Genomic DNA, 14,724 nt, shown 5'->3' on the forward strand with positions numbered 1-14,724 from the left:
TATGAAAACTAAATATTTAAACACTTACAAACGCCTCTTTTTGGTGATGATAGCCACAGCTTTTTTGGGTTGTGAGTCTAATTTGGATATTGAGCAACAAGGGGTGACCAGTTCGGAGAATTTTTACCAGTCCGATTCCGATGCTTTGGAAGCCATTGCGGCCGTTTACGAATCGTGGAGAGGGTCTTTGTACACACAGTATTTTTTGAAAAACCTCTTGTCAGACGATATCCATTGTGGGGGAGGAGCTAGAGGTGATAATTCACAGTTTGAGCAGCTCAATGAATATAATTTCACGCCTGCCAATACTTCAGTAAGTGATCTTTTTGCGACTTATTACAACGTAATCTATCTGTCTAATTTGGTGATTAACCGTCTTGGACCGGATACCGAAATTAGACAAAGGGCTGTAGCAGAAGCGCATGCTATTAGAGGTGCCGTATATTTTGATTTAATTACCCTTTGGGGAGAGGTGCCTTATGTCATCAGTGAACTTTCTCCCGAAGAGTACCAACAACCAAATGGATCTCTTACAGAGCTTTGGGCTTTGGTGGAAGACGATTTAACCTATGCCATAGATAGTGGTGCGTTACCAACTAAGGGAAGCGCGGAGGATATGGCAGAACCGGCAAGATTAACAGTGGAGGCGGCAAAAGCTTTCTACGGAAAAGCATTGTTGTTTCAAGAGCGTTATGCCGAATCTGCTACTGTTTTAAAAGAAGTAATCAATTCTGGAAACTTTCAACTATATCCAACTTTTGACGATGTACTTCGCGAGGTTTCAGATTTTTCTTCTGAATCAGTTTTCGAATATAATTCCTTAAATGATGCCGCCAATCCATGGACGCAGGGAAATTTGTTGTGGGGAATCATGCATGGATGGAGAAGTGATAAATTGAATCTGTTTGGCTATTTCGGAGGCTTGCACCCAATTTATCCTGCTGGTTGGGGTTTTGCAAATCCAACTGAGGAACTATACAGTGCTTTTGTGGAAATGGAAGGGCCTCAAGGGGTAAGATTGCAAGGGACTATCAAAACGTATTATGAACTTTTAGGAATGTACATTGCGCTTAACGAAGGAAGTAGTGTGTATGGAAATGAGGGGTATTTTAATTGGAAGCACAGATATGTAGGTTATGAGGTTATTGAAACATCCTATGGCTTTACCACCACTGCAAATATTAGAGTGATGCGTTATGCTGAGGTGTTATTGATGGCTTCAGAGGCGTGTTTACAATCAGGTGATACGGCGAGTGCGTTGCAATATATCAATGAGGTGAGATCTCGTGTTGAATTACCAGCCTTAGGTGCAGTGACCTTACAGGATATTAAAAAGGAAAAGCGCTTGGAATTGTGTTTTGAAGGTATACGCTACCAAGATTTGGTACGCTGGGGAGACACCGATACACTTTCAGAAAGAGGCCATGAAATTCCAATCTTTAGTGGTTTGAACGCCGATGGATCTTTTAATGTTACCTATCCGTACAGCAATCCAAACTACGGATTCCAGGCCAAGCACAATTTGTTGCCATTCCCAGAACACGAAATGAATGTTAACCAAAATATTAACCAGAATCCTGGGTGGTAAGCTCCCAAAATTCAAACTAAAACAATAACAATGAACAAACTATTTTTAGCACTGTTACTACTTTTTACAAGTATGTCAATATCGGCGCAGCAAGCCTTGTTTGGTGGTGCCGAAATCGTGTCGCCAGAAATCCATGACAACGGAACGGTTACTTTCAGGGTCAAGGCACCTGCAGCCAATGAAGTGAAGCTTGTGGGAGACTGGATGCCTATGGAAGGTTGGGTTAGAAAGCCGCAAGCCATGGATAAGGATGCCGAAGGTCTTTGGACGCTTACCACTGCTACATTATCACCGGATTTATACAGTTACAATATTGTTGTAGACGGTGTTATGACTACCGATCCTAGTAATGTTTATATGATCCGCGATGTGAGTTCTGTGTTCAGTGTATTTATCGTTGGAGGTGGAAAGGCTGATATGTATGAGGTGAATGAAGTGCCTCACGGTACAGTGGCCAGACGTTGGTACGATTCTCCAGGGAATAATATGAAGAGACGTTTAACGGTTTACACCCCGGCAGGCTATGAAACCAGCAAAAAAGACTATCCTGTATTCTACTTGTTGCACGGTATGGGAGGTGATGAAGAAGCTTGGATTGCTTTGGGAAGAACAGCCCAAATTATGGACAACCTTATCGCACAAGGAAAAGCAGAACCTATGATTGTGGTAATGCCTAACGGAAATGTGGCACAGCAGGCAGCACCGGGAGAGTCTCCAAAAGGGCTTTATAAGCCAACCATGCGTTTGGATCATACTATGGATGGTAAAATGGAAGAGACTTTTAAGGATATCATGACTTTTGTGGAAAGTAATTACCGAGTTAAAAAAGGTATGGACAATACGGCTATTGCAGGATTGTCAATGGGAGGGTTCCACTCTTTGCACATTTCAAGATCCTACCCAAAAACTTTTGGTTATGTAGGATTGTTTTCTGCGGCAGTAAAACCTATGGAAGGCACCACTTCAAAATTTTATGAGGATATGATGACTTCCATAAAAGCCCAAAACAAAAATGGTTACAAGCTGTACTGGATTGGAATGGGAAAAACAGATTTCTTATACCAAGGAATGGTAGAATATCGCAAGGAACTGGATGCCATAAACATGAAGTATGAATATCACGAAAGTGAAGGAGGGCATACTTGGACCAACTGGAGAGACTATTTATGCGTTTTTGCCCCAAAACTTTTTAAATAGTCTTAGGAATGAAAAAAATATTTGGATTAGTTATATGTATTTTTCTTGCTCAACTCGGCCATGCACAGTGGCCGGGTATGGGTATAGTTGAGTACAAATCAATGCCCAGTAAAATCCTGAAAAAGGATAGGGAATATGCTATTTACTTGCCTAGGGATTACAAAACCAATACCGATAAAAAATACCCGGTACTTTATTTGTTGCACGGAGGAGGAGGTAGCCATACCGATTGGCCTAAACAAGGTAGTTTGGAAGGCGTTGCCAACCAATTGATCACTTCAGATGCTGCGGCCGAAATGATTATTGTGTGCCCAGAGGCAGGAAAGGATTTTATGAATTACTTCAATAACCCCGATTGGAGGTATGAAGATTATTTCTTTGAAGAATTGATCCCTTATATCGAAAGCAATTACCGTGTGATTGCCGATAGACAACATAGAGCCATTGCGGGATTGTCTATGGGAGGTGGTGGTTCTGCCGTATATGCGGTGCACCATCCAGAAAAATTCTCTTCGGTATATATTATGAGTGCTTACCTAAAGCGCCAAACAGAATTGTTTTGGATAGATTTTAACGAGCCTACCCAGAAGAAGATCCATCAGTTGGTAGAAGACAATAACCCTATGGATTATTTAAAAACTGTGGATGCGGCGAAGCTTGCGCAAATAAAAGAACTCAAGTGGTTTATCGATTGTGGGGATGACGATTTTACATTCGGTCCCAATATGGAATTTGTAACTGTTCTTAGGGAATTGCAAATACCGTATCAATTGCGCATTCGTGATGGTAACCACACTTGGGACTATTGGCACTCAGCCCTGTATTTGGCCCTGCCATACGTGTCTAACTTTTTCAGAAGTTAGAAAAGAGAATTTAAATAGGATAATCAAAACTAACATATCAATCATTGCTTTGATGCTTTAGAAATGAAGGTGTCATGGGATGAAATTGTCAAATAATTAAACTAAAAAACCAATGAAAACGAAATTGATACCATTGTTTTTCGGTGCCATGGCACTAATGGGATGTGGAGATAAAGAAACGCAGGAAGCACCCGCAAAACCTACCGTGGATGTAGATGCCATGATAGGCAAAATGAGCTTGGAGCAAAAGGCAAAACTTGTGGTGGGAACAGGAATGGATTTTCATATTCCAGACTCCATCTTAAGCAAAATGCCAAAACCTCCGGTAGATCCAGATTCCGCTTATGCGGATATGGTAAAGAGAATTAGAACCTATTTGCCAGGCGCAGCGGGGAACACTTCTGAATATCCGGAAATAGGCATTACTACCCAAGTGTTGGCCGATGGACCTGCAGGTTTGCGTATTTCTCCAACAAGAAAGGATGATGATAATACCTATTACTGTACGGCATTCCCAATTGCCACCGTATTGGCATCTACCTGGGATACTGAATTAGTGAACGAAGTGGGTAAAACCATGGGGAAAGAAGTGTTGGAATATGGTGCCGATGTACTATTGGCTCCAGGGATGAACATTCAAAGAGATCCTTTATGTGGACGTAACTTCGAGTACTATTCCGAAGATCCTTTGGTAACTGGTAAAATGGCTGCGGCTATGGTGAACGGGATTCAGTCCAACGGTGTTGGGACTTCTGTAAAGCACTTTGCTGCCAATAACCAAGAAACCAATCGTATGTCTACCAATACTGTGGTAAGCGAACGCGCTCTTCGTGAAATTTACTTGAAAGGCTTTGAAATTGCAGTTAAGGAATCCCAACCTTGGACCGTGATGTCTGCCTACAATAAAATCAATGGGCAATATGTGTCTGAAAGCAAAGATTTGCTGACCAATATTTTAAGAGAAGATTGGGGCTTTGAAGGTTATGTAATGACCGATTGGGGTGGCGGAAGTGATATTGTTACCCAAATGGAAGCTGGTAATGATTTGATCATGCCAGGCCAAAAAGAGCAAATTGAAACGTTGATCAAAGCTGTTGAAGAGAACAAAATGGATGAGGCTATTTTGGATAAAAACATCAAGAGAATTTTGGAAATTATGGTTAAAACACCACGATTCAAGGGGTATGATGTGTCTGGAAAACCAAACTTGAAAAAACATGCAGAGGTAACTAGACAAGCAGCTACTGATGGGATGGTGCTTTTGGAAAATAAAGACAATACTTTGCCTTTGACGGATGTTAAAAAAGTAGCGGTTTTTGGAACCACATCTTACGATTTCATTTCAGGAGGTACCGGTAGTGGCGATGTAAATGAAGCCTATACCATATCACTTATTGACGGTTTGAAAAATGGAGGGTTCCAAATCAACGATGCGCTTCAAACTACCTACGAGGCCTATATTAAGGATGCTAGAGCTAAACAAGGAAAGCCAGACAATTGGTTAGCGGCCATTATGGGAGCTAAGGATCCTGTGGCTGAAATGCCTATCAAATCTCAGGATGTTTCAAAAGCCGCTGAAAGTTCAGAAATCGCTTTGATTACTATTGGAAGAAATTCTGGTGAAGGTGGAGATCGTAAGCCTGAGGCTGGAGATTTCTACTTAACCAATACCGAAAAACAATTAATTGCAGAGGTTACCAAAACCTTCCATGCGGCGGGCAAAAAAGCCATCGTAGTATTGAATGTAGGTGGTGTGGTTGAAACCAAGAGCTGGGCACAGATTCCAGATGCAGTGTTGTGTGCATGGCAACCAGGACAGGAAGCTGGAAATTCGGTAGTGGACGTAATTTCTGGAAAAGTAAACCCTTCTGGGAAATTGGCAATCTCCTTCCCTGTAAAATATGAAGATGCGCCTTCTTCAAAATCTTTCCCTGGATATTCTATCGAAGGAGAAACAGGAGACGAGGAAGATCTTTCAGGGTTTTCATTTATGAGAAGAGTGCCTTGGGAAACTGTTTATGAAGAAGATATTTATGTAGGGTACCGTTATTACAACACTTTTGAGGTACCAGTAGCCTATGAGTTTGGTTACGGACTTTCCTATACCAATTTTGAGTATTCCAATATGGAAGTTGACAAACAAACATTTACCGATGAATTATTGGTGTCTGTAACGGTGCAGAATACGGGAACAGTAGCAGGAAGAGAAGTAGTGCAGCTGTACTTAAGCGCGCCTACTGTGATATTGGAAAAACCAGAGCAAGAGTTGGTAGCTTTTGGAAAAACTAAAATGTTGGCTCCAGGTGCTACTGAGACCCTTCATTTTGTATTAAGAACCAAAGATTTAGCTTCTTTTGATGTGGCGCGTTCTAGTTGGATTGTTGAGGCAGGAGACTATGAGTTGAAAGTAGGTGCTTCTTCAACAAAAATCAATGGTACGGCCAAGTTCAATGTAGCTCAAGAAATTTTAGGGGACAAAGTGCATAAAGCATTAGTACCTCAGGCAGACTTTAAAAAACTAAGCAGAAACTAAGCTAACAAAGACGTTTTTTAGTGTTAACCAACTGGATAGAAGGGAGGGGCGGCGCTCCTCCTTTTTTATCCAATATTTTAAAGAATCATGAAAAGAATAGTACTCTTATTGGTAGTGTTGCTAACCAAGTTTTTGATCTGCAATGCACAATCTTCCATACCAAAAGGAACCGTTGAAATCGATTCAATTTACTCCAAACATCTGGAAAATGATTTTGGCGAGAATCCCAAACGCGCTATTGCCGTGTACTTGCCTCCGGGTTACCACGAAACCAAACAGAAATATCCTGTTGTTTATTTTCTTCACGGATTTACAAACGACCATACCATTATGAATTATATGGAGGAGCTTTTGGATTATGCCATTGCTACCCAAAAAATACGGCCATTTATTTTGGTGACTTCCGATCAAAAAACAACCTATGGTGGCAGTTTTTATAGTAATTCGGGAGTGTTTGGTAATTGGGAAGATTTTACGGTTCAGGATTTGGTGGGGCATATAGACAAAACGTACAGAACCCTTCCTGAAAAAGAAAGCAGGGGCATTACAGGCCATAGTATGGGGGGATATGGTGCTCTGTTGCTGGCCATGAAACATCCGGATGTGTTTAGTTCGGTATATGCCATTAGCCCAGGGGCTTTGGCCATCGTTCGGGAATATGGCCCCAACAGTGAGACCTTTAAGGAGCTTTCTCAAGCCAAAACCATGGAGGATTTGTGGGAAACTTATTTCGGTGCCGTGATGGTGGCCTTTGGTCGCTCATGGTCACCTAATCCAGACAAGGCCCCATTTTACTGTGATATGCCTTTTGAATATCAAGGAGATGAATTGATTGTGCATCAGGAAACCTTGCAAAAGTGGTATGATAACATGCCCTTTTATATGATTGATACCTATTTAGGGAATTTACAGCAATTGGAAGCTATTAAATTAGATTGGGGTCGAAATGCAGGCGACCGCTTTACGTTTCAATGTGAAATGTTTAGTCAGCGTTTGGAAAATGTAGGCATCACCCATTTTGCCGAAGAATACATAGGAACCCATGTAAGCGATATCTATACCAAACAAGGCCGAATTCCACAGCAGGTCTTGCCATTTTTTGATGAATATTTAAAATTTGAATAGCTTATGTTGGCCACCTTAGGACTCGTTTCAATACTACTTTTGCTTTATTTGGTAATGGCCAAAAAAGGCTCTCCGGTAGTGGCCTTGATAATCGTTCCTGTGGTTACAGGATTGATGGCGGGATTAGGTTTTGAGGTGGTAGACCTTATCACGGAAGGGATCAAATCCATAGCGCCAACTGGCGTCATGTTTATATTCGCCATTCTCTTTTTTGGCATCTTGACCGATGCGGGCACTTTTCGCCCTATCATTCAACGTTTATTGAAATTAGCAGGAAACGATCCTGCTCGGGTAGCCGTGGCTTCGGCACTTTTGGCAATGATTGTGCATTTGGATGGCTCAGGTGCCGTAACTTTTTTGGTGACGGTTCCTGCGTTTTTACCCGTGTACGATCAATTGAATATGAAACGTTCCACTTTGGCCTGTATTGTCGCTTTGGCCGCAGGTACCATGAACATCGTGCCTTGGGGCGGCCCAACGATAAGGGCGGCAACGGCTTTGGATATTTCGGTAACCGAATTGTTTAATCCTATGTTGATCCCTGTAGTGATAGGCTTGCTCAGTGTGTTATTGTTAGCCTATAGGTTGGGGAGCAAAGAGCGGCACGTAGATATTTCGGAAGTTACTATTGATACAGATGGAACGGCTTCAGATTTGGAACGCCCCAAATTATTTTGGGTGAACATCCTATTGATTCTTTTGGCTGTTGGCACCTTGATTTCCGGAGTGGCACCTCCCCATGTCATTTTTATGATAGCCTTTGTCCTGGCCTTAAGTATAAATTATCCAAATATCAAAGAACAATCAGAACGGGTCAACGCCCATGCCAAAGCAGCCATGCTTATGGCGAGTATTTTATTTGCGGCAGGTTGCTTTACTGGAATTTTGAAAGGCTCTGGAATGATCGAGGCTATGGCAGAGGCTGCTGTAACCTACATTCCCAATTGGGTGGGTGGTCATTTACCGGTGATAACGGGAGTATTGGCCATGCCAGCAAGTTTATTGTTCGATCCCGATTCCTTTTATTTTGGGGTTTTGCCCTTGTTGTCGAGTACGTCAGCACATTTTGGTGGGGACGCCATTGAAATTGGTCGTGCTGCCATAACGGGGCAAATGACTACAGGATTTCCTGTGAGTCCTTTAACAGGAGCAACATTTTTGTTGATAGGATTGACAGGCGTGGATTTGGGAGAACACCAACGCAAAACGATTCCTTATGCCTTTGGTATAAGCCTAATTATTTTAATCATGTCATTATTGGTAGGAGCCATAACATTTTAACTATGAAAACAATTAGAATTGGTAGCGGAGCTGGTTATGGAGGAGACAGGTTAGAGCCGGCCTTAACCTTGATGGAACAGGGCAATCTCGATTACATCTGTTTTGAATGTTTAGCGGAACGCACCATTGCCTTAGCTCAAAAAGAGAAAAAGGCCAATCCCAATAAGGGATATAATCATCTTTTGGAATACCGAATGGAAAAAGTGTTGCCATTGGCCTATAAGCACAAGATCAAGGTTATTACCAATATGGGAGCAGCCAATCCAATAGCAGCCATGGAGGTGATAGCCAATATAGCAAAACAGCAGGGGCTAACCGGTTTAAAAATAGCGGCCGTTTTGGGAGATGATGTCCTTGAGAATGTAAAAGAAGCGCCCCATTTGGAGATTTTGGAAACGGGACAGCCTTTGAGTTCTATTAGCGATAGCATGATTTCAGCCAATGCCTATCTAGGGGTAGAAGGTATTGTTGAGGCTCTAAACAATGGCGCGGACATTATCGTAACAGGCCGTGTGGCCGATCCTTCTCTGTTCTTGGCGCCTATGGTATTTGAATTCAATTGGCAACTTACAGACACGGATAAACTTGGGAAAGGTACCATGATAGGGCATTTGTTGGAATGTGCCGCTCAGGTATGTGGCGGTTATTTTGCCGATCCTCCTAAAAAGATCGTGCCAGATTTGGCCAATATTGCTTTTCCTTTTGTGGAGGTCAATGAGCATGGCGAAGGTTTTATTTCCAAAGTGAAAGGCACAGGCGGACTTATCAATACGGCCACTTGTACAGAACAATTACTCTATGAAATTCACGATCCTTCCAAATATGTCACACCAGATGTGGTGGCCGATTTTTCAAAAGTAACATTTGATGAAATCGACACGGATACCGTTCAATTTAAAAATGCCAGAGGACATCCTGCTACCAATACCCATAAGGTAAGCGTGGGCTATGTTAACGGCTTTTTTGGCGAAGGACAAATCAGTTATGGTGGAGCCAATGCCTTGGCAAGAGCCAATTTGGCTATAGATATTATGAAACAGCGTTTGGCTGTTTATGGGTTTGAAGATTTACGCTTCGATCTTATTGGTGTGAATTCATTGGCGCCTTTTAATGTGGAAGTTATGGAGGTTCTTGAAGTCAGGCTTCGAGTTTCTGGAAGGGCAGCTACAGCCGAACAGGCGAGACATATTGGTAGGGAAGTGGAAGCGCTTTATACCAATGGTCCAGCAGGAGGCGGTGGTGCAAGCCAAAAAGTAGAGGAAGTCATATCGGTCCTGTCGGTATTATGGCCTAAATCAGATATTAAAATCGAAGTGGTTTACACAAACATATAGCAAGATGAAACTTTGGGAAATTGCACATGCCAGAAGTGGGGACAAGGGAAATATCAGTAACCTGTCACTCATAGTATACAATCCAGAAGATTATAAAATCATTCAGGAAAAGGTAACTCCGGAAAGGGTCAAACAATGGTTGTCTAAGCGGGTGAAAGGAGATATAGAACGGTATGAGTTACCGCAACTAGGAGCTTTGAATTTTGTGTTGCAAGAGGCCCTATTCGGAGGGGTGACCAGTTCCACAGCCTTGGACAAGCACGGCAAATCCTTGAGTTCCTATTTATTGGAAATGGAGATTTAATGCCAACAGAAAACTAAAGCGTATGTACTATAACAGAAGAAACTTTCTTAAACTATCATCTCTAGGTTTGGTGGCGGTTCCATTGATTCCACAACTTGTATTTCCTGGAACATTTCATAATTCTGATAATATTATAGCAAACACCGCTTACGGAAAAATAAAAGGGTATCGTCAGGAAGGTGTTTCTATATTTAAAGGGGTGCCATATGCCGGAAAAGTATCAGGAGAAAGACGGTTTTTGACACCCGATAAGTTGAAGCCTTGGACCGGTATTAAAGATGCTACGCAATTGGGCCCGCCTTCCATTCAAACACCTAATCAAACCTTTGGAATTAATGAACCGGCTCCTGCCGAAGATTGTTTGGTGCTCAATATTTGGACACCTGAAACAGATCATAAAAAGCGCCCAGTAATGGTCTACAACCATGGCGGTGGATATAATAATGGATCTGGAGGAAGTGTCTATCAAGATGGGGCTAATCTAGCAAGATATTATGATGTGGTGGTAGTGGAAACCAATCACCGTTTGGGGTTATTGGGCTTTCTTTATCTGGATCATATAGCAGATGAGGACTATCAAGGTTCTGGAAACAGGGGAGTTCAGGATATTGCTATAGCCTTGAAATGGGTAAAGGAAAATATAGCGGAATTTGGAGGAGATTCCGATAATGTGATGATTTTTGGAGAGTCTGGTGGTGGTATGAAAACCTCTTGTCTGTATGCCATGCCAGAGGCAGCGCCGTATTTTAATAAGGCTTCCATAGAAAGTGGTCCTGGCGTGATTTTAAAAACTGCAGAAGATGCCGCCATTACAACAGACTTGGTTTTAAAGGAGCTAGGTATAGCTTCAAAGGACTGGAGAAAACTACTCGATCTTTCAGCTCAGGAATTGTTGCAGGCACAATTGAAAATACAGAGCTTGCCAGCTCAGGGTAAAGTGCGGGGAGGCTTTATGGGAATAGGCGGTATTGGTACCAACGGATTTGGAGCCGTGGTTGATGGAACCGTGTTGCCTCATCATCCATTCGAACCTACAGCTGTAGCACTGTCAAAAAACAAACCATTGATGGTAGGTTGGAATGAGGATGAGTACATTTTCTTTGCCATGTTCGGAGGGGATACATCGGTGTTCAATCTTAGCGAGGCTCAGTTGCAGGAAAAACTAAATGAAGAATTTGGAGACCAAGCAAACGAGATTCTAGCTGTTTATAAAGAAACCAATCCAGGAAAAACACCTTCCGAACTATACATCGCAATCCGCTCCATTCTCTTTATGGGCTTGGGCTCGGTGCAAATTGCCGAGAAGAAAGCAGCTCAAGGAGGGGCTCCCGCTTACCTGTACAATTTTGGATATAAATCGGAGGTGAAAGTACCGGGTACCGATGTGGAGTTTGGTGCTATGCATGCTTTGGATATTCCTTTCAAATTTTACAATGTGGCACCCATGAAAGATAAATCGGGGAATGAAAGTACGGGTATGGCAGGAAATAGGCCAGAGCGTTTTCAAGCAGCAGATAATATGGCGAAGCTCTGGACCTCATTTGCCAAAAATGGCATCCCTCAGGCTGAAGGAATTCCATCGTGGGAACCCTATAATTTGAAGCAGCGACCAACCATGCGCATCGATGCTTCGTGTGAGATTATTTACAATCGTTTTCAAAAGGAAATAAATATGTGGCGGGAAGTCACAAAAAGCTAATACTAAATCGAAATCAATTATGAAAAGATTACAACAATTCGTCTTGTGTACAGCGGTCTTGAGTTTAGGACTTTCCTGTACACAGCAGGCGGAAAAAACAACGCTTACAGCACAGGCTGATGAGCAGCAATTGTTTATTGGAGACACCATTGCTATTGCCCAGACTAAATATGGAAAGGTGCAAGGCTTCATACTTAGGGATATTTACAATTTTAGGGGCATTCCCTATGGAGCCAGTACAGCGGGTAAAAACCGTTTTATGCCACCACAGGAACCTGAGGCTTGGGGGAATGTCTACCCAGCATTATGGTGGGGAAATACCGCTCCGCAAATTATGGAGAACAGATACGCCAATGCCGCTTCATCATTTACCGATCACTGGAATTATGATGATGTAAGTGAAGACTGTTTGAAATTGAATGTTTGGACACCCGAAATTGGAAGTGCTAAAAAACGACCAGTATTGGTGTGGTTGCATGGTGGCGGTTATACCAATGGAAACGGTATTGAACAGGATAGTTATAATGGCGAAAATTTGAGTCGTAAAGGCGATGTGGTCTTTGTGTCCATCAATCATCGTTTAGGGCCTATTGGTTTTTCGGACCTGTCTGAAGTAGGAGGCGATAAGTATGCGCATTCTGGAAATGTAGGCGCTTTGGATATGGTGGCTGCCCTTAAATGGGTAAATGAGAATATCTCTAATTTTGGAGGTGATCCTAACAATGTTACCATAATGGGGCAGTCTGGTGGAGGCGCCAAGGTATGTACGCTTACAGCCATGCCAGAGGCCAAAGGATTGTTTCATAAGGCCGTACCATTGAGTGGGTCTACGACTTCTGCTAAAAATCAGGAATCGTCCAGAAAAATAGGAGAGTATATCTTGCAAGAAGCAGGTCTTAAGGCTTCAGAGATTGATAAACTACAGGAAATTCCTTGGCGTGAGTATATCGATATAGCCAATCGTGCTACCAAACGATATGTAGAGGAAAATAACATCACCGACTTTTTCCGTGGAGGATTTGGTCCTGTTGCGGATGGAATTCATATTCCAGAGGGCACATTTTACAGCGAAGCCAATGGGCTGTCATCAGAAGTGCCAATGCTTATCAGCAGTACCTTTCACGAATGGTCTATGTCTAGATATGTGCCCGGACTTGAGGACATCACCAAGGACAAAGCTATTGAAGGTTTAGCACAGCGAGCTGGATTCGGTGGCGGATTGGGAGATAAGGCCGCACCAGTTTATGAAGCGTATGAAAAGTCGTTTCCAGAGGCAAAACCAGTGGAAATCATGACGCTTATTGCCAGTAACCGTAAAGGCGTGGTGGAAACAGCCAATGCCAAGGCAAATCAAGAAGCTCCAGTATATGTGGCTTGGTTTGGTTGGGAACCGCCTTTATTTGATGGGAAAATGCGGGCCTTCCACTGCTTGGATATTAGTTTTTGGTTCAATAACACAGATTTGATGTTTACCCATACCGGTGGAGGTGCTGAGCCGCGCGCTTTGGCCGAGAAAATGTCAGGTGCGCTGTTACAATTCATGAAGACAGGGAATCCAAACACGACTGCTTTACCTGAATGGCCGGCTTACACCTTGGAAAATGGTGAAACCATGCTTTTTGATGCAACCTGCGAGGTGAAAAACGATCCCGATAAGGAAGGACGCGAGCTTTTGTAAAATGACATATTGAGGTCATTTAAAAGGCTTGTATAATGAGTATATTTAAACGGGGAGATTCTTAGAGTCTTCCCGTTTTTTTAATGTTGTTTTCAGGATTTATTTTATAAATTTAGTCTCAAACCAAGTACCCATGCAGAAAATCAAAGACTTTTGGCTGTGGTTTCAGGAAAACCAAGAAGCCTTTTATAATCTTCATAATAGCTCGGAGGCATCCAAGGCTTATTACAGTAATATGCTTACGGAATATTTAGAGCTTTTTGATGAATGCTTGGGCTTTGAAATTTCCCTGCCCAATGGTCCTTTTGATAGGGCGGTATTGACCTTGTCGGCCAATGGTAATCCCAATGGGGCCATGTATGTGGTGAATTTGATCAATGCGGCTCCCAATGTGCCAAAATGGAAGTTTCAGGCATTTTATCAACCTAAACATGATTTGGAGGAATGCAAACAAGGGTTGGATGAGCCTTATGAATTTGAAGGTTTGACCATAAGGGCTAGTGATATTAAATGGTTTCCCATGGATGATGAAGGTGCTTCTGGAAAATCAAACTTGATGTGTTTTGTTATGGGGTATAACGAGACAGTGAAAGAGATAGGGGAAGAATTGTATTATAGTTTTATCCATACCATACTTCAGGATGTATTGGGAGAAGCAGCGCTTTATAGGCACATAGACGGGATTTATATTGAGGATTTGTTGTTCAGTAACTTTCATCCATATGACATTCACGAATTACCGGATTATTTCGGTTTGGAGGTTAATGTTTAGTTGTAAATGTTTTATTTGATAAGCTTTTCATCAAACCAAATAACCTCATATCCATTTTTACCTATTTGAAACCTAAATCCTGGAGGTAAATCTAAATAATCTTTTATCTCAGCAAGGTGTTCGATGTGAAGAGGTTTAAAAAAATCTTTGGAATTAGAAAAGCTCGTGTCACACCAGATATCCCAGCCATCTGTACCGTTTTCAGGAGTATGACGTAATCCATTGATTGGTTGTTTGCTCAAAGTTTCAAGTGCGATTCCTAATTTTGTGTCTTTGTTGTTCAGTTTGTATTTATAAATGGCTTTTCTTCCTTCATAACCATCATGAAAGTCTAAAATGAATCATTTATT

12 protein-coding genes are annotated in these 14,724 nt (G+C 42.1%); 11 read left to right on the forward strand and 1 reads right to left on the reverse strand.

Annotation, left to right across the window (positions count from 1 at the left end; all coding sequences use genetic code 11):
* Position 1 precedes the first annotated feature (1 nt).
* The 11 genes from AC6I5C_RS17050 (at position 2) to AC6I5C_RS17100 (ending at position 14,374) form a co-directional block, all read left to right on the forward strand.
* On the forward strand, positions 2-1,588 hold the full coding sequence (locus tag AC6I5C_RS17050) for a RagB/SusD family nutrient uptake outer membrane protein (RefSeq protein ID WP_497906208.1): 1,587 nt from the start codon (positions 2-4) through the stop codon (positions 1,586-1,588).
* A gap of 30 nt (positions 1,589-1,618) precedes the next feature.
* Positions 1,619-2,785, forward strand: a complete 1,167-nt coding sequence (locus AC6I5C_RS17055; RefSeq protein ID WP_497906209.1) for an alpha/beta hydrolase-fold protein — start codon at positions 1,619-1,621, stop codon at positions 2,783-2,785.
* A 101-nt stretch (positions 2,786-2,886) separates the two neighbouring features.
* Entirely contained in the window at positions 2,887-3,648 is a 762-nt protein-coding gene (locus tag AC6I5C_RS17060; protein WP_168155194.1) for an alpha/beta hydrolase, read from the forward strand.
* Between the two features lie 112 nt (positions 3,649-3,760).
* Entirely contained in the window at positions 3,761-6,181 is a 2,421-nt protein-coding gene (locus AC6I5C_RS17065; protein WP_497906210.1) for a glycoside hydrolase family 3 N-terminal domain-containing protein, read from the forward strand.
* An 87-nt stretch (positions 6,182-6,268) separates the two neighbouring features.
* Positions 6,269-7,306 (forward strand): alpha/beta hydrolase, encoded by a 1,038-nt coding sequence (locus AC6I5C_RS17070; protein WP_497906211.1) that lies wholly within the window; start codon positions 6,269-6,271, stop codon positions 7,304-7,306.
* A 3-nt stretch (positions 7,307-7,309) separates the two neighbouring features.
* On the forward strand, positions 7,310-8,587 hold the full coding sequence (locus tag AC6I5C_RS17075; RefSeq protein ID WP_497906212.1) for a CitMHS family transporter: 1,278 nt from the start codon (positions 7,310-7,312) through the stop codon (positions 8,585-8,587).
* A gap of 2 nt (positions 8,588-8,589) precedes the next feature.
* Positions 8,590-9,921, forward strand: coding sequence for an acyclic terpene utilization AtuA family protein (locus tag AC6I5C_RS17080; protein WP_497906213.1), 1,332 nt, complete (start codon positions 8,590-8,592; stop codon positions 9,919-9,921).
* A gap of 4 nt (positions 9,922-9,925) precedes the next feature.
* Complete coding sequence (locus AC6I5C_RS17085) at positions 9,926-10,225, forward strand: AtuA-related protein (protein ID WP_497906214.1); 300 nt, start codon at positions 9,926-9,928, stop codon at positions 10,223-10,225.
* Between the two features lie 22 nt (positions 10,226-10,247).
* Entirely contained in the window at positions 10,248-11,924 is a 1,677-nt protein-coding gene (locus AC6I5C_RS17090; protein ID WP_497906215.1) for a carboxylesterase/lipase family protein, read from the forward strand.
* A gap of 19 nt (positions 11,925-11,943) precedes the next feature.
* Complete coding sequence (locus AC6I5C_RS17095; RefSeq protein ID WP_497906216.1) at positions 11,944-13,602, forward strand: carboxylesterase/lipase family protein; 1,659 nt, start codon at positions 11,944-11,946, stop codon at positions 13,600-13,602.
* Positions 13,603-13,735: 133 nt separating this feature from the next.
* The gene (locus AC6I5C_RS17100; protein WP_497906217.1) at positions 13,736-14,374 is read left to right on the forward strand and encodes a hypothetical protein; all 639 of its coding nucleotides are present in this window, start codon (positions 13,736-13,738) and stop codon (positions 14,372-14,374) included.
* A gap of 11 nt (positions 14,375-14,385) precedes the next feature.
* On the opposite strand, the gene AC6I5C_RS17105 is transcribed toward AC6I5C_RS17100, so the two are convergent.
* A complete protein-coding gene (locus AC6I5C_RS17105) occupies positions 14,386-14,712 on the reverse strand; it encodes an immunity protein Imm33 domain-containing protein (RefSeq protein WP_497906218.1) in 327 nt (108 codons plus the stop codon).
* Positions 14,713-14,724 lie beyond the last annotated feature (12 nt).

It is taken from the genome of Mangrovimonas sp. sgz306409, from assembly GCF_059735265.1.

Bases quoted from the DNA above. Each gene is read 5' to 3' on its own strand.
- AC6I5C_RS17080 (WP_497906213.1), top strand. From the start codon at position 8,590: ATGAAAACAATTAGAATTGGTAGCGGAGCTGGTTATGGAGGAGACAGG.
- AC6I5C_RS17095 (WP_497906216.1), top strand. From the start codon at position 11,944: ATGAAAAGATTACAACAATTCGTCTTGTGTACAGCGGTCTTGAGTTTA.
- AC6I5C_RS17075 (WP_497906212.1), top strand. From the start codon at position 7,310: ATGTTGGCCACCTTAGGACTCGTTTCAATACTACTTTTGCTTTATTTG.
- AC6I5C_RS17050 (WP_497906208.1), top strand. From the start codon at position 2: ATGAAAACTAAATATTTAAACACTTACAAACGCCTCTTTTTGGTGATG.
- AC6I5C_RS17060 (WP_168155194.1), top strand. From the start codon at position 2,887: ATGCCCAGTAAAATCCTGAAAAAGGATAGGGAATATGCTATTTACTTG.
- AC6I5C_RS17100 (WP_497906217.1), top strand. From the start codon at position 13,736: ATGCAGAAAATCAAAGACTTTTGGCTGTGGTTTCAGGAAAACCAAGAA.
- AC6I5C_RS17090 (WP_497906215.1), top strand. From the start codon at position 10,248: ATGTACTATAACAGAAGAAACTTTCTTAAACTATCATCTCTAGGTTTG.
- AC6I5C_RS17055 (WP_497906209.1), top strand. From the start codon at position 1,619: ATGAACAAACTATTTTTAGCACTGTTACTACTTTTTACAAGTATGTCA.
- AC6I5C_RS17065 (WP_497906210.1), top strand. From the start codon at position 3,761: ATGAAAACGAAATTGATACCATTGTTTTTCGGTGCCATGGCACTAATG.
- AC6I5C_RS17085 (WP_497906214.1), top strand. From the start codon at position 9,926: ATGAAACTTTGGGAAATTGCACATGCCAGAAGTGGGGACAAGGGAAAT.
- AC6I5C_RS17070 (WP_497906211.1), top strand. From the start codon at position 6,269: ATGAAAAGAATAGTACTCTTATTGGTAGTGTTGCTAACCAAGTTTTTG.